16 protein-coding genes are annotated in these 17,979 nt (G+C 53.9%); 13 read left to right on the forward strand and 3 right to left on the reverse strand.

Annotated elements, in window-relative coordinates; genetic code table 11:
* Nucleotides 1–407: 407 nt before the first annotated feature.
* Entirely contained in the window at nucleotides 408–1,607 is a 1,200-nt protein-coding gene (gene tyrS / locus JFC11_RS10210) for a tyrosine--tRNA ligase (protein ID WP_198349508.1), read from the reverse strand.
* A 116-nt stretch (nucleotides 1,608–1,723) separates the two neighbouring features.
* Between tyrS and JFC11_RS10215 the strand changes: the two genes are divergently transcribed.
* From JFC11_RS10215 to JFC11_RS10250, 7 genes are all read left to right on the forward strand, one after another.
* A complete protein-coding gene (locus JFC11_RS10215; protein WP_095604451.1) occupies nucleotides 1,724–2,866 on the forward strand; it encodes an anhydro-N-acetylmuramic acid kinase in 1,143 nt (380 codons plus the stop codon).
* Nucleotides 2,867–3,043: 177 nt separating this feature from the next.
* On the forward strand, nucleotides 3,044–3,760 hold the full coding sequence (locus JFC11_RS10225; protein WP_198349509.1) for a YggS family pyridoxal phosphate-dependent enzyme: 717 nt from the start codon (nucleotides 3,044–3,046) through the stop codon (nucleotides 3,758–3,760).
* Between the two features lie 80 nt (nucleotides 3,761–3,840).
* Nucleotides 3,841–4,665 (forward strand): pyrroline-5-carboxylate reductase, encoded by an 825-nt coding sequence (proC, locus tag JFC11_RS10230; protein ID WP_038480772.1) that lies wholly within the window; start codon nucleotides 3,841–3,843, stop codon nucleotides 4,663–4,665.
* Nucleotides 4,666–4,694: 29 nt separating this feature from the next.
* The gene (locus tag JFC11_RS10235) at nucleotides 4,695–5,288 is read left to right on the forward strand and encodes a YggT family protein (protein WP_038480769.1); all 594 of its coding nucleotides are present in this window, start codon (nucleotides 4,695–4,697) and stop codon (nucleotides 5,286–5,288) included.
* Nucleotides 5,289–5,352: 64 nt separating this feature from the next.
* Nucleotides 5,353–6,549, forward strand: a complete 1,197-nt coding sequence (gene metX, locus JFC11_RS10240) for a homoserine O-succinyltransferase MetX (RefSeq protein WP_038480766.1) — start codon at nucleotides 5,353–5,355, stop codon at nucleotides 6,547–6,549.
* Entirely contained in the window at nucleotides 6,549–7,142 is a 594-nt protein-coding gene (gene metW / locus JFC11_RS10245; RefSeq protein ID WP_038480763.1) for a methionine biosynthesis protein MetW, read from the forward strand. The genes metX and metW overlap by 1 nt, the downstream gene beginning before the upstream one ends.
* A gap of 48 nt (nucleotides 7,143–7,190) precedes the next feature.
* Nucleotides 7,191–7,652 (forward strand): DUF4426 domain-containing protein, encoded by a 462-nt coding sequence (locus tag JFC11_RS10250; protein ID WP_038480760.1) that lies wholly within the window; start codon nucleotides 7,191–7,193, stop codon nucleotides 7,650–7,652.
* Here JFC11_RS10250 and sfsA read toward each other — a convergent pair.
* The gene (sfsA, locus tag JFC11_RS10255) at nucleotides 7,649–8,377 is read right to left on the reverse strand and encodes a DNA/RNA nuclease SfsA (RefSeq protein ID WP_038480758.1); all 729 of its coding nucleotides are present in this window, start codon (nucleotides 8,375–8,377) and stop codon (nucleotides 7,649–7,651) included. The two genes, JFC11_RS10250 and sfsA, sit on opposite strands and share 4 nt — an antisense overlap.
* Nucleotides 8,374–9,534, reverse strand: coding sequence for an aminotransferase class I/II-fold pyridoxal phosphate-dependent enzyme (locus JFC11_RS10260; RefSeq protein WP_038480755.1), 1,161 nt, complete (start codon nucleotides 9,532–9,534; stop codon nucleotides 8,374–8,376). The genes sfsA and JFC11_RS10260 overlap by 4 nt, the downstream gene beginning before the upstream one ends.
* Before the next feature lie 186 nt (nucleotides 9,535–9,720).
* Here JFC11_RS10260 and dksA point away from each other — a divergent pair, with 186 nt between their 5' ends.
* The 6 genes from dksA to pcnB all read left to right on the forward strand — a co-directional run bounded on the left by dksA (nucleotide 9,721) and on the right by pcnB (nucleotide 17,972).
* A complete protein-coding gene (dksA, locus tag JFC11_RS10265; RefSeq protein ID WP_009723720.1) occupies nucleotides 9,721–10,158 on the forward strand; it encodes an RNA polymerase-binding protein DksA in 438 nt (145 codons plus the stop codon).
* Nucleotides 10,159–10,319: 161 nt separating this feature from the next.
* A complete protein-coding gene (gluQRS, locus tag JFC11_RS10270) occupies nucleotides 10,320–11,219 on the forward strand; it encodes a tRNA glutamyl-Q(34) synthetase GluQRS (RefSeq protein WP_198349510.1) in 900 nt (299 codons plus the stop codon).
* Between the two features lies 1 nt (nucleotide 11,220).
* Nucleotides 11,221–11,397, forward strand: coding sequence for a hypothetical protein (locus tag JFC11_RS10275; RefSeq protein WP_009723722.1), 177 nt, complete (start codon nucleotides 11,221–11,223; stop codon nucleotides 11,395–11,397).
* Nucleotides 11,387–14,332, forward strand: coding sequence for an ATP-binding protein (locus tag JFC11_RS10280; protein WP_198349511.1), 2,946 nt, complete (start codon nucleotides 11,387–11,389; stop codon nucleotides 14,330–14,332). Before JFC11_RS10275 ends, JFC11_RS10280 begins: the two co-directional genes overlap by 11 nt.
* The gene (locus JFC11_RS10285) at nucleotides 14,310–15,695 is read left to right on the forward strand and encodes a sigma-54-dependent transcriptional regulator (protein ID WP_198349512.1); all 1,386 of its coding nucleotides are present in this window, start codon (nucleotides 14,310–14,312) and stop codon (nucleotides 15,693–15,695) included. Before JFC11_RS10280 ends, JFC11_RS10285 begins: the two co-directional genes overlap by 23 nt.
* An 891-nt stretch (nucleotides 15,696–16,586) precedes the next feature.
* On the forward strand, nucleotides 16,587–17,972 hold the full coding sequence (gene pcnB, locus JFC11_RS10290) for a polynucleotide adenylyltransferase PcnB (protein WP_038480742.1): 1,386 nt from the start codon (nucleotides 16,587–16,589) through the stop codon (nucleotides 17,970–17,972).
* The last annotated feature ends 7 nt before the right edge of the window (nucleotides 17,973–17,979 follow it).

The following is a 17,979-nucleotide window of genomic DNA, read 5'->3' on the forward strand; positions in this document are numbered from 1 at the left end:
TCACCCTCATCGGCAAGCGCCCACATGAATTACCTGATCAAATTGTTAAAGAGCTGTTTTCGCTGCTGAACTTCCGAAGAAGTAACTGGCTAGCCGATGAACTGGCTTGCCTCAGCGAGGAAGGCGTATTCTACGCATTTCCTGATGTTTGTCAATCACTGTTTTGAGTGAGTGAAGCGAGTGAGCGAAGAAAGCGAGATAACGTTGCTTTCTGGCGTGGCTCGTTTCAAAAAGCGCTGAAAGACATCGCAGCGTATTGCTGATGAGTTCCTCTAACTCTCTGACAAACCGAAGGCTTTCACCTTCAATCACCGCTGGTAACGCTGTGCGTCCCCGGCAGCGGATGCGTACTTTACGGATTCGCTGCCGTCTTGGCAAGTAGTTTTTTGAGAAAATTATCAAAAACGTTAGCTAAGCGTCACACGAGCATAACGCTTCTTACCCGCCTGGATAACGTAGGCACTCCCCGTAGCCAGCATCGTGTCTTGGGCAACAACATTCCCATCGACTTTCACACTGCCGTTTTTCAACATGTCTTTGGCTTGCGCACTGTTCTTGGTCAGGCCAGAGCGATTGAGTACTGCTGCGATAGGCGCCTGTTCATTACCTTCGAAATCTACTGCTACTTCAGGCAGGTCTTCCGGTAACTCACCTTCCGCGAGTTGGTTACCCGCCGACTTGTGCGCATTAGCGGCCGCTTCATCACCGTGGTAACGGGCAATCAGCTCACGGGCTAGCTCCATTTTCACGTCACGCGGGTTAGCCCCCGCCTCTACGCTCTGCTTAAGCGCATCGATCTCTTCGTTGGATTTCAAAGAGAGCAGCTCAAAGTAACGCCACATTAAGCTATCGGGCATAGAGACGAGCTTATTGAACATAGAGCCCGGCGCTTCATCGACACCAACATAGTTACCCAATGACTTGGACATTTTCTGCACGCCGTCCAGCCCTTCGAGCAGTGGCATGGTGATCACGACCTGAGGCTCTTGGCCGAAGTGCTTTTGAATTTCTCGGCCCATCAGCAGGTTAAATTTCTGATCGGTCCCGCCCAACTCAACATCCGCCTCAAGCGCGACTGAGTCGTAACCCTGGACGAGCGGGTAGAGAAACTCGTGGATTGCGATAGATTGGTTAGCTTTATAACGCTTTTCAAAATCATCACGCTCAAGCATCCGCGCGACCGTGCTTTGCGCTGCCAACTCAATCATTTTAGCGGCGCTTAATTCACCAAACCATTCGGCGTTAAAGCGCACCTCGGTCTTTTCGGGATCGAGGATTTTAAATACCTGCTCTTTATAGGTTTCGGCATTGGCTTTTACATCGGCCTCGGTGAGCGGTTTACGAGTAATGTTTTTGCCAGTGGGATCACCGATACGACCTGTGAAGTCCCCGATCAGGAAAATAACGGTGTGCCCGAGATCCTGGAACTGGCGCATTTTCGTCAGCAGCACACTATGCCCAAGGTGCAAATCAGGTGCTGTCGGGTCAAACCCTGCTTTAATACGCAGCTTACGGCCAGACGCCAGCTTTTTCTTCAGCTCATCCTCTACCAGGATTTCATGCGTGCCTCGCGACAGTAGCGCTAACGCCTGATCCACCTCACTCATTGCCTCTCTCTCCATGTAATATGTGCCATATAGGCGTCAGATATCGAATAACCGGCGATGTTACCATGCCCTATCGCCTTGGTTGAGCCTTCACTACGTTTTGGATGAGCCGCTTTATGAAAACGCCCCACCCTACCTTACCGTCGTACTATGTTGGCTTAATGTCGGGCACCAGCCTGGACGGCATTGATGCGGCGTTGGTCGCTATAACGCCGCACTCGCCACCTGAGCTCATTGCTACGCATGCGTCGCCAATGCCCCAGTCGCTTCATAACCTACTGCTCAACCTGTGTCATGCCGAGCAAGTGAGCTTCGCAGAGCTGGCAACGGCCGAAAACGAATTTTGCCAGCTACAAGCAAGTGCCGTGAAAACACTACTGGCTCAGCAACAGGTCTCCGCAGCGCAAATTAACGCTATTGGTAGCCATGGACAGACAATTGAGCATGCTCCCGGCGGCCACCAAGGCGGCCCTGCCTATACACTGCAGCTTGATAACCCCAGCCTGTTGGCCGAATTAACCGGCTGCACGGTGGTGGCTGATTTTCGCCGACGAGACTTAGCCGCTGGTGGTCAGGCAGCGCCGCTTGCACCAGCGTTTCATCAAGCCCTTTTTGGTCGCCAGACAAGCGAGCAGCTTGTTTTAAACCTAGGAGGCTTTGCGAACCTGACGTGGCTACCCAGCGATACCAGCACTCCCGCCATTGGCTTTGATACAGGCCCTGCCAATGTGCTGTTAGATGCTTGGTTCTCAAAGCATCACGACGGACGCTTTGACCAAAATGGTACGTGGGCCTCTCGCGGACAGATCGACCAAGCGCTACTAAAACGCTTGCTAAACGAGCCTTTTTTTCATCAACCGCCGCCGCGCAGCACCGGGCGCGAACTATTCCACTTGGCCTGGTTAGAAAACAAGCTAACGGGTAACGAAACTGCTTGCGATGTGCAAACTACGTTAGCGGAACTGACCGCGATAAGCGTTGCCCAGGGTATTCAGCAATTGCCCGCGACCCACGACAGCATGACATTAATTGCCTGCGGCGGCGGAGCACATAACGCCTATTTAATGGCGAGGCTAGCGTCACACTTACCCCATGCAACATTTAAGTCTCCCACCGACTTAGGCTGGCCCGAAGACTGGATTGAAGCAGGCGCTTTTGCTTGGCTTGCCCATCAACGTTTACACGATCTGCCCGGCAACTTACCTTCCGTCACTGGTGCCAGTGGCCCGAGAGTTCTGGGTGGCATTTACGCCTGCTGATTTACGCCAACGCTCCCCATAGTAGGTAGATTAAGTCAACGGCTAACACCATCAGCACGTATCATAGGTAGAAGCCCAGCAGAAAGGTGCCGATCAGATGCATTCTGCTTTGCCGAGAACACCAGCAGTTCGGTAATATCCATCTCTCTTTTCCCAGCAGTGGTAAGGTGCTTGAGTATGACAGACATCGCGCTTCCCGAGTCACTCGCCCAGGCCCGCGAACGCCTGAGTAACGCATTAAAAAAGGCTGAACGCCCACTCGATAGCGCAACGCTGCTAGCCGTTAGTAAAACAAAGCCCGCTTCCATGATTCGCCAAGCCTGGCAGCATGGGCAGCGTGAATTCGGCGAAAACTATCTGCAAGAAGCACTGGAAAAACAAGCCGAACTGGCCGACTTAGACGATATTGTGTGGCATTTTATTGGTCCACTACAGTCCAACAAAACCCGCGCAGTGGCAGAAAGCTTCGCTTGGGTACATAGCGTTGACCGCTTAAAAATAGCCAAACGGCTTAGCGAACAACGCCCGGAACACTTACCACCACTCAACATTTGTTTGCAGGTCAATATTAGCCGCGAAGCTTCTAAGTCGGGCGTCATGCCCGATGAGGTAATGGCACTTGCGAAAGAAGTGGCCGCTCTGCCACGGCTGTGTCTACGTGGACTCATGGCGATTCCGGCCCCAGCTAACAGCCTTGCAGAACAGCGGGCGCCGCTTGCGGCCTTGCGACAACTACTGGAAACCCTTCAGGCAGCGCTACCGGATGCCCCTCTGGATACGCTATCGATGGGGATGAGCGACGATTTAGAAGCCGCTGTTTTAGAGGACGCAACGCTGGTACGTTTAGGAACGGCGATTTTTGGCGCACGCACCACTCAACACGCTACTCAATAACACTGCTAATTGAAGAGCGTAAAGACGACTGACAGCCCATGCTGCCCGATGCAGCTTTTTTACCCAATAAGGATACCCACATGGCGAGCAAGATTACCTTCATTGGTGCAGGCAATATGGCCAGCGCCATTATCGGCGGCCTCATCGATAGTGGTGTGTCTCCTAGCGACATCACTGCCACCGCACCTAATGAAAGCGAGCTAACGCCTTTAGCAGCACGCTTAGGAATTAACACAAACACCGATAATAACGCCGCCGTCGAAGACGCCGACGTGGTCGTACTCGCGGTAAAACCTCAGATTATGCGCAGCGTATGTGAAGCGATGCGGGATAACGTACAACAGCAATCACCGCTGATTATTTCTATCGCGGCAGGCCTCGATGCAGCCACAATTGATCAATGGCTAGGCGGTAATAATGCGCTGGTTCGTTGCATGCCCAACACTCCTTCATTGGTCGGCATCGGCGCCAGCGGCTTATATGCCAATAGCGCGGTGAGTGAGGAGCAACGCACGCTAGCAACACAGCTTATGGAAGCGGTTGGCATTGTGGAGTGGGTTGCAGAAGAGGGCCTGCTTGATGCGGTAACCGCGGTATCCGGCAGTGCGCCAGCTTATTTCTTTCTGATGTTTGAAGCGATGGAAGAAGCCGCTGTCAAACTTGGCTTGCCTGCCGCCACAGCGCGACGCTTGGCTATTCAAACGGCACTGGGCGCCGCCACTATGGCCCAGCGCAGTGACAAAGACCCGGCCACACTCAAACAAAATGTTATGTCGCCAGGCGGCACGACAGAACGTGCTATTCAGCACATGGAAGATGCGCAACTACGCGCCACCATCGCCGACGCCATGCAGGCCTGTGCCCAGCGCGCAGAAGCAATGTCCAAGGAACTTAGCGCCAACTAAATACGCAACTTTGCAATGGAGAGGCAGCAATGGGTAGTCAAGTGGGCAGTGCCGGGTTAATGCTTGTTAACTCGTTAATCAATATTTATTTATTCTTACTGATGCTGCGCTTTTTGCTGCAGGCATCGCGGGCGGATTATTACAACCCGCTTAGCCAATCAGTGGTTAAAATTACCCAGCCTGTTGTAGGGCTATTTCAGGGTTTCTTAGGTCCCGTCGCTGGGCGCTTTGACCTTGCCACGCTGGCCGCGGGCTTTGTGCTGAAAGTGGTTAGCATGTTGGCCATTTTCATGGTGATTGGCGTTGGCATGCCACCTATACCAGGACTACTGATTGCGGGCATTGCGGCACTGGCTAACGCCATATTAAAGATCTATTTCTTTGCCATGATTGTGATGATTATTCTGAGCTGGGTCGCCCCAAATGCTAGCCACCCAGGCGCGCTGTTGGTGATGCAGCTAGTCGAGCCCATTATGGCTCCTGTTCGGAAAGTCATTCCGCCGCTGGGCATGATCGATTTATCACCCATCGTGGTGTTTATTGCGATTAATTTGGTGGATGGCTTAGTAGTGGGGTCCTTGATCCGCGCTGCGGGTATCTCTGGCGCACTGGTTGGGCTGTAACTGCGCAACATTCCCCAGGGCCTCTTTTTAGCAGGATTTATTTTTTGCAGGACTAGCGCTTTCGATGCCTGATTCAGACACTCTCACTTTCGTTGACCGGCCGGCGGACTCCGTTGGCCTCGTCACCCCCCATGTAGCGAAATTTGATACGCCGCTGCCGCTCGCTTGTGGCAAGGTGCTGCCTGAGTACGAGCTTATCTACGAAACCTACGGCACGTTAAACGCTGAGCGTAGTAACGCCGTGTTGATCTGCCATGCGTTATCGGGACACCATCATGCAGCGGGCTATCACGGTGACGAAGACCGCAAACCTGGCTGGTGGGATGCTCATATCGGCCCCGGAAAATCTATCGATACCAACCGTTTTTTTGTGGTATCGCTAAACAATCTGGGCGGCTGCCATGGCAGCACAGGCCCTGTTAGTCACAACCCTGAAACCGGCCGCCAGTGGGGGCCTGATTTCCCCATGGTCACTGTCAGTGACTGGGTAGCCAGCCAAGCGCGTCTGGCCGATCAACTGGGCATTGAGCGTTGGGCCGCAGCAGTGGGCGGTAGCCTGGGTGGTATGCAGGTGCTTCAGTGGACAATGACTTACCCTGAGCGTGTCGCCAATGCGGTAGTGATTGCCGCCACCCCCCGGCTCTCCGCCCAGAACATTGCCTTTAACGAAGTGGCTCGTCAGGCGATTCGCTCTGACCCTGAATTCTTCGGCGGTTGGTATGCAGAGCACGACACGGTCCCCAAGCGTGGTTTGAAACTGGCACGCATGGTGGGCCACATCACCTACCTCTCCGAAGATGCAATGGGCAGTAAATTTGGCCGCGACTTGCGCAGCAACGATTTGAACTTTGGGTTTGATGTCGAGTTCCAGGTTGAGTCTTATTTGCGCTATCAGGGCGATACATTCTCCACCGCCTTTGACGCTAACACCTACCTGCTAATGACCAAGGCCCTTGACTACTTCGATCCCGCAGCCACTCAAGCAGGCGACCTAGCCAGCGCACTAGCACCAGCAAAGTGCCCTTTTCTGGTTGTTAGTTTTACGACTGACTGGCGCTTCCCACCTTCTCGCTCTCGAGAACTCGTCGACGCGCTCACCCGCGCTGGCAAATCGGTTAGCTATGCCAATATCGACTCTCCTCACGGGCATGATGCCTTCTTACTGCCCGAGCCACGTTACCACGCTCTGTTCAGCGCATTTATGACTCGCATAGCCCGAGAGCTGAATATCGAAGAAACAGCCAGGGAGGAGACCCTGTAATGCGTGCGGATCTTGAACTGATTTACGACTGGGTGCCCCAAGGGGCTCACGTGCTGGATTTAGCCTGCGGTGATGGTGCTCTGCTTGAGCGCTTAGCGCAGGAGAAAAATGTTACCGGCTACGGTTTAGAGATCGACCCCGACGGTATTACCCAGTGTGTCGCCAGGGGCGTGAACGTTATTGAGCATAACCTGGATGATGGCTTGGGTAGTTTCTGCGACAACAGCTATGATCAAGTCATTATGACCCAAGCGCTTCAGGCGCTACGCCGCCCAGATAAAATGCTTGATGAAATGTTACGCGTCGCCGAGGAAGGCATTATCACCTTTCCTAATTTTGCTTATTGGCGACACCGAATTCATCTTGGCCTACGTGGCTATATGCCGGTCTCTAAATCTCTACCCCATGCCTGGTATGACACACCCAACATCCACCTTTCTACCTTTAACGACTTCGAGCATCTGTGCCGTGAAAAAGGATTGGTGATTGTTGATCGCGCGGTAGGGGTTGGCGATCACAAAGGGCACTGGACATCCAAGTGGTGGCCCAACTTGTTCGGTGAAATTGCTATTTTTAGAGTGCGCCGTCGCTAATTTATTTTACGTTGACTAGCCATATCGACCCATAAGAGGAGAACTGCCATGGTTTATCGAGCGTTACGCAGAACAACCCTGCTTACTACGCTGCTTTGCTCACTGCTCCTCGCCACACAAGCGGTAGCTGAGCAGTTGGTACGGATAGGCGACTATGAGATCCATTACAGTGCTGTGGCCACCAGCTTCCTCACCCCAGAAGTTGCCCAAGCGCACGGCATTCAGCGCAGCGCAGGTCACGGATTGGTTAATGTAAGCGTACGCGAACGCCAAGAGGACGGCAGCACCCGCGCCGTTAACGCTAGCGTACAAGGCCACGTGACAGGCCTCACCGACGTCCAAGAATCGCTAAGCTTTCGTACTGTGCACGATGGTGATGCCACTTATCACTTGGCCACCTTTGCCCTGCGCCACGACGAGCCCACGCGTTTTAACCTTGACGTTCGCTACGACCGTAATGCCAGCCCTGAGCGGGTCAGCTTTATTCAACGTTTTTATATCGAGCGTTAAATTCGCACCGGTAGCGGTCTTGCTAATCGCACCGCTACCGGAGCTCCTGCCTGCCAATCTAGCGTAATACCGTAAGCCAACACCTCAACTCCAGCATCTACCGCTGCGGCTAGCGCCGCCGCATAGATGGGATCGATGTGGGCCGCTGGGGCTACATCGTGAATACCTTCATGGGCGACACAAAACAGCAGCACGGCCCTTTCGCCCTGCTCGGCCAGCGCGGTTAATGCATGCAAATGCTTGGTGCCCCTCACGCTGACCGAATCAGGAAAATAACCATGTCCATCGGCTTCTTTAAGGGTGACCTGCTTAACTTCAATAAAAACCTCGCCCTTATCAGGATCACTCAGCCGGAAATCGAGCCTTGCGTCACTGATCTTCACTTCCCGCTTGAGCGTTTGATAGCCTGCCAATGGCACAATATCATCGGCTAAAATGGCCTCCTCCACGATGCGGTTGGCGCGACCAGTGTGGACAGAAGCCAGCGCCAAGGCGCCCTCTGACTGTGGCAACTCAATCCATTCCCAGGTCCAGGCCAGCTTGCGCTTGGGATTATCACTCCGTGACAGCCACACTCGACAACCGGGCACATTCACCGCCTTCATTGAGCCCGTGTTGGGGCAATGGGCAACGACTTCCTCGCCACTCTCCAGCCTTACATCGGCTAAAAAGCGCTTATAACGACGCATTAACACCCCAGGCACCAACTCAGGATAGGTCGTCATAGTCGGCTCACGAAACGGCCAATGCGCTCTACGGCCTCCTGCAACCGTTCAACGCTGTTAGTAAAGGCAATGCGCACATGGTGTTCGCCGCCCTCCAGCGCAAAATCAATGCCCGGGGTGATTGCCACGTTCTCCTCAACCAGCAACCGCTCACAGAATGCTTGGCTATCTCGGCTGTAATGAGAAATATCCAACCACAGATAAAAAGCCCCTTGAGGTGGCAGGTCCGGGGCAAGCCCCAACTGCGCTAACCCATCCAACAACACTTGGCGTCGCTGCTTAAGCGTCGATCTACGCGCTTCCAAAATATCTCGACACTCTGGAGTGAAGGCGGCCAACGCCGCATGCTGGGAAGGTGTTGGCGCGGCAAGGAAGACGTTTTGCGCCAGCCTAGTAAGCGGTTCGACGGCATGTTCAGGCGCCACCAACCAGCCCAAGCGCCAGCCTGTCATGCCGAAATATTTAGAGAAGCTATTAACCACGAAGGCCTGGTCGGAAAGCGATGTCGCCGATAGCGGTGCATCGTCATAATTCAAGCCTTGGTAAATCTCATCGACAATCACGTCACCGCCTTTCGCAGCTACCGTGTTGATAACTGCGGTTAGCGCCTCAGCGCCTAACGTATGTCCCGTAGGGTTAGACGGGGAGGCCAGCATGGCTAAACTCGTTTTAGCTTGCCAGTGCTGTTCAATCAACGGCGCCGTTAACTGCCAACCGCTTTGGCGACCCACGGGAATGGCATCAATGTCTGCGCCAGCTAGGGCCATAAAGTGACGATTACACGGATAGTTGGGATCGGCCATCAAAACACGATTGCCTGTTTCGACCAGTAATTGGCTAGCCAGCAGCAGCGCTCCAGAGGCCCCAGGAGTTACCAAAATACGTGAAGGGTCAACGGTGGCATTAAAATGCTCGGCGTAATGTCTTGAAATCGCCTCACGCAGCGACGCTAGGCCTGCCGCAGGTGTATAGCGCGTTTTGCCTGTTGCCAACGCTTGCTGGCCTGCTGCTACAATCGGTGCCGGCGTCGCGAAATCAGGTTCGCCGACCTCTAGGTGAATCACATCGTGGCCTTCGGCCTCTCGAGCTTGGGCCATTTCCAATAAATGCATCACGCGAAAAGGTGCAACGTGATTTACACGTGAATTCCAGGCCATAACGGTTCCTTCACTAAATGGTAGAGAAATCATGACGCAGGTCGTTGAAGGGGCAAGACCATGGTCGAAAATGCGCTATTATGCTTGCATAGCGCGCATTTTTCAGCTAAACAAGCATCCCTTTGGCGTGAGATCGTGACACACGCTCATGGTCGATCAGCAGTCACATACGTAAGGGGCACTCCCATGCCAGTAGCGGAAAAGAAACCGGAAGCGTCCAAGTCCTTCACCCCGTATGAGCCAGCACCGGGCGAAGAGTATATGAACGAGAAGCAGCTCGCGCACTTCCGCCAGCTCCTTCTAGACTGGAAACAAGATCTCATGGAAGAGGTGGATCGTACCGTACGCCACCTACAGGAAGACGCTAATAACTACGCTGACCCCGCTGACCGCGCCACTCAAGAAGAGGGCTTCAGCCTGGAGCTGCGTACTCGGGATCGCGAACGCAAGTTGCTGAAAAAGATTAACGAAACCATCGAAAAAATCGATGAAGACGACTACGGCTTTTGTGAAGCCTGCGGCGTTGAAATCGGCATTCGCCGCCTTGAAGCCCGCCCCACGGCAACGCTATGCGTGGACTGTAAAACGCTGGCAGAGCTTAAAGAAAAACAGCTCGGTGGCTAACCAACGGCGCGAATACGCTACAAGCTGCTAGTTTGTTACAAGCTAAAGCGTCCAACGGGCACCCTTGAGGTGCCCGTTTTTGTTTGTCATCTTGTATTTATCGCTGTACTTATCATCGTAGTTAATCGCTGGCGCTATTTGAACAATTGATTCGGGCTGTCATGACCCATACCACGCACTACCGGGGACGTTTCGCTCCCACACCGTCAGGGCCACTGCATCTTGGCTCGTTAGTGGCCGCCCTAAGCAGCTATTTAGACGCCCGCGCTGCTGGCGGGCAGTGGCTGGTACGCATTGAGGATATCGACCCGCCCCGCTGCCCCGAAGGCGCTGCTGATACAATTCTGCGTCAGCTTGACGCCTTTGGGCTTCATTGGGATGAAGAAGTCCGCTGGCAGCATCACCGTGATGAGGCTTATCAGCAGGCGCTCGATCAACTGGCTGCCCAAGGTTTGGCTTACCCGTGTAGCTGTTCGAGAAAGCAGTGGCAAGCGTTTTCAATCTATCCCGGCTGGTGCCGCGAGAGCGTTCGTGATGCCACAAAGCCGGTTGCCTGGCGGCTGCGCAGCGACCTGGCAAAGCGCCCTATTACTTGGCAGGATCGGCTTTTTGGTTTCCAACAGTTCGACCCTGCCGTTTTGGGCGATGTTGTGCTGAAACGCAAAGATCAGCTTTGGGCCTATCAGCTTGCCGTCATAGTGGATGATGCTGATCAAGGCATTACCGATATTGTGCGCGGTTATGACCTGCTGGATAACACGCCTTGGCAAGGCCAGTTGCAGCAAGCGCTTGGCTTATCAACCCCCAGCTACCTACATTTACCGCTCGTGGTTACTCAAGAGGGTCAAAAGCTTTCTAAGCAAAACCTGGCCCCTGCATTAGCCGCAGACGCCGACGGCATTCGCCAACAGCTGTTTCAAGCACTGCGACTACTCGATCAGGCCCCACCTGACACGCTGGTTCAAGAGCCACCCGAAACACAACTAAACTGGGCAATAGCACACTGGTCTGTTGAAAAGCTTGTCGCTACCACCCACCGCCGCTATCAATCAGAGTTTTAATATGTACGTTTATCGCATACTGCTGTTCTTGGTGTTTGGCGGCTATTTGCTTTCGCCGTTACTGATGGACGGCTGGGGAGATCCAAGCGTTGCCTGGTATCGCCCATTTGCTATTTGGGGCGGTCTGATCGCGCTAACGCTATGGCTTGAGCAAAAAAGGAAGTTAGATGAGCGTTGAGCTTTTAGGAGTAGTACTGCTGGGCCTAGGCTATCTTGCCTTACTGTTTGCCTGCGGCATGGCCGTTGAGCGTGGCTGGGTGCCCGTGCGCATTACGCGCCACCCTATTGTGTACACCCTGGCGCTGGGCGTATACGCCAGCGCGTGGGCAATCTATGGCAGTGTGGAGCTTGCGGCGAAAGCAGGATTTGGCTACCTGGCATATTACCTCGGTGCAGCCGGGGCTTTTCTGCTGGCGCCCGTACTGCTTGTGCCCATACAACGCATTACTCGTACCTACCAGCTCTCTTCACTCGCGGATCTATTTGCGTTTCGCTACCGATCCCGCTGGGCAGGCACTCTGGTAACGCTGATCAGCCTGCTAGCCGTGATGCCGCTGCTGGGCATCCAGGTGCAAACCTTAAGCGATGCGGTCTACTTGCTCACCGGCAGCCGCTATAGCGCGGCGGCCACCCTGCTGTTTTGCGGTGTGATCGCAGGCTGTGCAGTGTTGTTTGGCGCACGCCACAGCCATCGACATCGTCACGATACGCTACTCAGCGTGATTGCTTTTGAATCGATCATTAAACTACTTGCGATGCTTGGGCTAGGTGCCATTGCACTGTGGTGGGTATTTGATGGGCCTCACGGATTACAGCAGTGGTTAGAAGGGCCTGGAGCCGCAGCCCAAGCCGCAACGCCGCAATTTGAGGCTCCCCAATGGCGTACGCTACTACTGCTGTTCTTTGCGGCCGCTTTCATGATGCCGCACCTGTTTCAGATTACCTTTGCAGAAAGCCTTTCTCGTCACACCCTGCTCCAAGCCAGTTGGACATTACCGCTATTTTTGCTACTGATGGCACTGCCAGTACCGTTGATTTGGTGGGCTGCACAATCGATAAACGAGACGGTTCCCGTTGCAGCCTACGCCGCCTTCTTGATGTCAGAGCATTGGTGGGTGGGAGCGCTAGCCTTCATTGGCGGCCTTGCCGCCGCCAGTGGCACCATGATGATGATCGCGCTGGCTCTTTCAGGCATGGTGCTAAACCACGTGGTGCTAGTGGCTCGCCCCCCGGAGGCGCGTAGCGATTTATACGGCTGGCTGCTCTGGCTACGTCGCGGTTTAGTCGTCGCTGTAATTGCGGGCGGGTGGCTATTTGCTGAAAGCGTCGGTCGCTACCATTCGCTAACAAACTTGGGGCTCGCTGCATTTGTAGGCATGGCACAGTGCCTGCCTGGCATGCTGGCGTTGTTATACTGGCCCGGTGCGAACCGCAAGGGCATGATCGCCGGGCTAATGAGCGGCATCATCATTTGGCTGTGGGGCTTATGGTTGCCGCTTTTGCTTGATCTCCCCACACTCTCGCTGCCCCTCACTCCCCTGATGTCTGCGGATGCGCCCATTTGGTATAACGTTACGCTTGTTTCTTTAGCAGTGAATATTTTACTGCTTCTCATTGTGTCGTTATTTACCCGCATCTCAGAAGGAGAACGCTCTGCGGCTGAGGCATGCTCCGTAGATGCGGTCATTCGTTCAAAACGCCTACCACTGGAAGCAGCTACGGCGGGAGACTTCCCTACTTATCTTGCCCAAGCGTTGGGCGATGAAGCTGCCAGCCGTGAAGTTGACCGCGCACTAGCAGCGCTAAACCTGACACCTCAGGAGCGTCGCCCCTATGCATTGCGCCGCTTGCGCGACCGAATCCAGGCGAATCTATCCGGTTTAATGGGGCCTTCCGTTGCGCGAGATATTGTTGATCGTTACTTGCCCTACCGCCACGACGACGCACCGGTCACTGACGATATTCATTTTGTTGAAAGCCGCCTTGAAGCTTACCGCTCTAGGCTCACTGGGTTGGCTCGGGAACTGGATGGCTTGCGCCGCCATCACCGGCAAACGCTAGCCTACTTGCCCGTAGGCTTGTGCGTGCTAGGCGACGATGATGAGCTGTTAATGTGGAATGAGGCGCTTTCATCACTCTCTGGGATTAGCGGCGATAGTGTGATTGGCTCACGCCGAGATAGCCTGCCCCCGCCCTGGCCAAATTTGCTCGGTAGCGTACTCAACGCCAGCCATACGCCGCTGTATAAACAAGCAGTGTCACTACATGGCAAGGATTACTTCCTCACCCTTCACAAAGCGGTGTTAAGCGGACACGACAGCCGTGGCGGCAGCGTGATTTTGGTAGAAGACCATACTGAAATGAAGTGGCTAGAAGAGGAACTTGTCCACGCAGCGCGTTTGGCATCCATAGGGCAACTTGCGGCAGGCGTGGCACATGAAATAGGCAACCCTATCACGGGTATTTCGTCACTGGCCCAAAACTTGCGCTACGATACCGATGACCCAGCGCTGCTGGAAACGGCTGACCAAATTCAACAGTTAACCCAACGAGTCACCAAGATTGTTAACTCGCTGGTCGGTTTTGCCCACGGTGGCCGCCAGACCCTGCCACTGCCGGCATCCCCCGCCTCGCTCTCTACCGTTAGCGAAGATGCGCTGCACTTGATCCATTTAGCGCGCTCGGGGGAGGATGTAAGCTTTACCAATGACTGTCCGGATGACATCGTGGTGCGTGGCGATGCTCAGCGATTAACCCAGGTCATGGTCAACTTACTGAGCAATGCCAAAGACGCTTGCGACGCTCAGGGCACGGTTCATATTGAAGCAGGCAAACAGGCAAGCCATGCTTGGTGGCGAGTCACTGATGATGGCCACGGCATTGACCCAAGCGTGAAGCATCGCCTTTTCGAGCCGTTCACCACGACCAAGCCTGCGGGTCAAGGAACGGGGCTTGGGCTCTCGTTGGCCTACCAAATTATCAATGAGCACCAAGGCAAAATAGAGGTTGCGTCACCACCTCCAGGAAAGCCTCGCGGCACTGCCATCACGCTTTGGCTACCGCTTTACCAACAGGATGATCACCTACCTCATGCCCAGGATACTGATTATTGAAGATGAAGCGATTATTCGCAGCGCTTTAAAGCGTTTACTCGAACGTCACAGCTATACCGTCAGCGAAGCGGGCAGCGCAGAAGAAGCACGTGAGCTGACGCCTAGCGAGTTTGATCTAGTCATTAGCGACCTGCGACTGCCAGGTGATCCTGGCACCGCCCTAATTGAGGCCGCAGCACCCGCGCCGGTACTTATAATGACCAGCTATGCCAGCATGCGTTCGGCAGTCGACGCGCTTAAGCAAGGGGCTGTGGACTATGTTGCTAAACCATTTGATCACACCGAGCTTTTAGAAACCGTCGAACGCATTCTGCATAAGCAGTCGATGCAGCAAGGCACGCCTCCGGATATCACCGATGAAGGAGGTGGGCGTCAAACGATGATCGGCAATTGCACGGCTATGCAGCAGGTTTACACGCGCATTCGCAAAACAGCCCCGGCAGACGTTACCGTGCTGATTCAAGGAGAATCCGGCACAGGTAAAGAGCTCGTAGCTCGGGCCATTCATCAGCAAAGCAAACGCGCCAAAGCACCGCTGATTTGTGTGAATTGCGCGGCAATACCTGAGACGCTGATTGAGTCAGAGCTTTTTGGACATGAGAAAGGAGCGTTTACCGGCGCTAGCGCTGCCCGAACTGGGTTAGTGGAAGCCGCCGACGGTGGCACCCTGTTTTTAGATGAAATCGGCGAGTTACCACTGGATGCCCAAGCACGGCTGTTACGCGTACTCCAGGAAGGTGAAATCCGCAAAATTGGCTCCGTCGAAACACGCCATGTGGACGTTCGCCTGATCGCCGCCACCCATAGGGACTTGCGCGCTCTGTCAAAAAGCGGGGAATTCCGACTAGATCTCTACTATCGCCTCAACGTTATGCAGATTGAATTGCCACCGCTGCGCGACCGTGAAGAAGACGTATTGAAGATAGCCGATATCCTGTTAGATAAAGCCTGCAAACGTCATGATCGCCAAGGGCTTCGTTTGTCACGGGCTTCCCGACAGGACCTACGCGACTACCCTTGGCCTGGTAACGTACGCGAGCTTGAGAATGCACTGGAGAGGGGTGTAATTCTAGCCGAGGGGCATTTGATTCACCCTGACGACCTAGGCCTTGGCCCTGTTACCAACCGACCTCACTCTTCTGCAGGTAACAGCTCCGCACTAGCCAATGAATCGTCAGCGCCGAGTGGCGATGACGACGACCTCTCGCTCGAGGACTATTTTCAGCATTTTGTGCTGGAACATCAGGATCAAATGAGTGAAACCGAGTTGGCCCAAAAACTGGGAATTAGCCGTAAAAATTTATGGGAGAGGCGCCAGCGCCTAGGCATTCCACGTAAAAAAACCGCACGCCGCCCCAATTAGGTGGCGGCAATACCTATGATTAGCCATTCACCACCTCGCCCTCTACGACTAACGTCCAATAGATTGATTTGCATAAGAAATATCCAAAACTTTCCCATCAGCCACTGTTACCTTCCCACACAACACGCCCCAAAAATCCCTTAAAAACGGGTAACACTATGCGTTGCGATTAGTTCCCTGGCATAGCCAATAAATTACAAGCCCATGAAAATAAAAGAATAAAATATGGGTGGCACAGCAAGTGCAACACTACTGGGCAAGAAGAACAAAATGGGCAGCGCGGACGTCGCTAACAAAAACAACATGACACCGCCCCAACCTGAGCCAAAACAAAAACAACAGGGCCAGGCAGAGATCATAGTACTAACAAGAACAACAGGCTTGAGTCTCACGACTTGCTAGCGCTAAGCAGAATAGGCGCAGCGAACAATAACAACAGTCAGCAAGTGCCCAAAAAAGGACGCGACGTACACAAAGAATCTGCTTCCAAACAAAAACAACAGCAGCATGTGTGTACACCCCGGAACCAATAACAACACGCCGGGAGAAAAAGTTCGCGGTTGGATTATTGTTTTGAATACGAGGCGGTCGGAATCAGACTGGTTCTCACGCCTACCGACTGCGGTGCGTATTCAGAGCGATGTGCCATCATGAAGAAAAACAACAGCATGGACGCTGATTGTCTGCTTTATAGGGGAGGCTCTTGTAGCCTCCCCTTTCCGCGTTTAAAGCAGTCGTCTTTTACAAACCCTGCTCCAGTGCTTTGCAAGCCTCAAGGGGTCGGCTACACTCAGCAACTTACCGCTAACCTTGCGGTCATTTTTTCGCTACGTTTCTCGATACTGTTTTCGATAATACTGTTTTCGATACCCTGCGAGTCGATATCGCCGCATGTTTAAAGGATTTACCCGTTTATTACATAGCCCGGGAGAGCACTTGAAATCCCTGCTCGATTCCCCAGAGAGCGCCGCTGATGCGCTCAGTCCCCGTATTATTCCGCGCTCCGAGCACCCTGTTTCTCGTCAGCAAATCAGCGAGGCCGCGTTAAAGGTGCTGTATCGCCTTAATGGCGCTGGATTTGATGCCTTCCTAGTTGGCGGCTGCATTCGTGATGCATTGCTGGGCAAAATGCCGAAAGATTTCGACGTTGCCACGAATGCAACGCCGGAACAGGTGCGCGATCTGTTTCGCAATTCGCGGCTGATTGGTCGGCGTTTTCGCATTGTGCATGTGCGCTTTGGTCGCGAAGTCATTGAAGTTACCACTTTCCGCGGCAAGCCTCAGGACGAGCACGGCGATCATATCGCCCAGCAGTCTGACGATGGTCTGCTATTGCGAGACAATGTGTGGGGCAACATCGAAGAAGACGCTCTACGCCGCGACTTCACCGTGAATGCGCTTTACTACAATATCGCTGACTTCACGATTCATGACTTTGCCAACGGCGCGCGTGATATTGAGTCACGTACGCTGCGACTGATTGGCGACCCCGTTACCCGCTATCGGGAAGACCCAGTACGTATGCTGCGTGCGGTGCGCTTTGCGGCCAAGCTCGATTTCACCATCGAGCCAGCCACTGAAGAGCCGATGTATGATCTAGCGCCGCTGTTACTGCAAATTCCTCCCGCCCGTTTGTTTGATGAAGTACTCAAGCTATTCATGTCGGGACACGGCTTAATTACTTTCCGCTTACTGAGCCATTACAACTTGTTTGGCATGCTGTTCCCCGAAGCGGAAGAAGCCATGGCGGATGCTGCTTGGGCCGAAGATCTGATTGAGCAAGCGCTCACTAACACCGATAAGCGCATTGCGGAAGGCCGGCCAGTTACGCCAGCCTTTCTGCTAGCCGCCTTTTTGTGGGCGCCAGTGGCACACCGTCAAGCCGAGCTTGAGCGCGAAGGCATGCCCGCAATTCCAGCGCTGCAAACTGCCGCCCAGCAGGTAGTCACTCGCCAGTTACAGCATATTTCGATTCCCAAACGCTTTGGCATGCCGATGCGCGATATTTGGGAACTACAGGCACGCCTTCCTCTGCGCCGTGGCAAACGGGCATTTCAAACCCGCGAACACCCACGCTTCCGAGCCGCCTACGATTTGCTGCTGTTGCGTGAACAAGCAGGTGAAATACCGCGTGGCTTAGGCGATTGGTGGAATGCCTTCCAGCAAGGTGATGAGCACGAGCAACTTCGGCTGCTGCAAAAAGTGGGAAGTGATCCGGCAAGCCAGGGGGACCGTCGACGTAAAAAACGACGCAAACCACGTAAAACAGAGCAGTAAGAACACA

Origin of the sequence: Vreelandella alkaliphila (assembly GCF_016107625.1) — a bacterium.
Lineage (GTDB): Bacteria > Pseudomonadota > Gammaproteobacteria > Pseudomonadales > Halomonadaceae > Vreelandella > Vreelandella alkaliphila.

Excerpts from the sequence above, each read along its gene's own strand:
- proC (WP_038480772.1), top strand. The coding sequence starts at position 3,841 with ATGGCGAGCAAGATTACCTTCATTGGTGCAGGCAATATGGCCAGCGCC.
- JFC11_RS10235 (WP_038480769.1), top strand. The coding sequence starts at position 4,695 with ATGGGTAGTCAAGTGGGCAGTGCCGGGTTAATGCTTGTTAACTCGTTA.
- dksA (WP_009723720.1), top strand. The coding sequence starts at position 9,721 with ATGCCAGTAGCGGAAAAGAAACCGGAAGCGTCCAAGTCCTTCACCCCG.
- JFC11_RS10285 (WP_198349512.1), top strand. The coding sequence starts at position 14,310 with ATGCCCAGGATACTGATTATTGAAGATGAAGCGATTATTCGCAGCGCT.
- tyrS (WP_198349508.1), bottom strand. The coding sequence starts at position 1,607 with ATGAGTGAGGTGGATCAGGCGTTAGCGCTACTGTCGCGAGGCACGCAT.
- pcnB (WP_038480742.1), top strand. The coding sequence starts at position 16,587 with ATGTTTAAAGGATTTACCCGTTTATTACATAGCCCGGGAGAGCACTTG.
- JFC11_RS10275 (WP_009723722.1), top strand. The coding sequence starts at position 11,221 with ATGTACGTTTATCGCATACTGCTGTTCTTGGTGTTTGGCGGCTATTTG.
- gluQRS (WP_198349510.1), top strand. The coding sequence starts at position 10,320 with ATGACCCATACCACGCACTACCGGGGACGTTTCGCTCCCACACCGTCA.
- metX (WP_038480766.1), top strand. The coding sequence starts at position 5,353 with ATGCCTGATTCAGACACTCTCACTTTCGTTGACCGGCCGGCGGACTCC.
- JFC11_RS10280 (WP_198349511.1), top strand. The coding sequence starts at position 11,387 with ATGAGCGTTGAGCTTTTAGGAGTAGTACTGCTGGGCCTAGGCTATCTT.
- metW (WP_038480763.1), top strand. The coding sequence starts at position 6,549 with ATGCGTGCGGATCTTGAACTGATTTACGACTGGGTGCCCCAAGGGGCT.
- JFC11_RS10250 (WP_038480760.1), top strand. The coding sequence starts at position 7,191 with ATGGTTTATCGAGCGTTACGCAGAACAACCCTGCTTACTACGCTGCTT.
- JFC11_RS10225 (WP_198349509.1), top strand. The coding sequence starts at position 3,044 with ATGACAGACATCGCGCTTCCCGAGTCACTCGCCCAGGCCCGCGAACGC.
- sfsA (WP_038480758.1), bottom strand. The coding sequence starts at position 8,377 with ATGACGACCTATCCTGAGTTGGTGCCTGGGGTGTTAATGCGTCGTTAT.
- JFC11_RS10260 (WP_038480755.1), bottom strand. The coding sequence starts at position 9,534 with ATGGCCTGGAATTCACGTGTAAATCACGTTGCACCTTTTCGCGTGATG.
- JFC11_RS10215 (WP_095604451.1), top strand. The coding sequence starts at position 1,724 with ATGAAAACGCCCCACCCTACCTTACCGTCGTACTATGTTGGCTTAATG.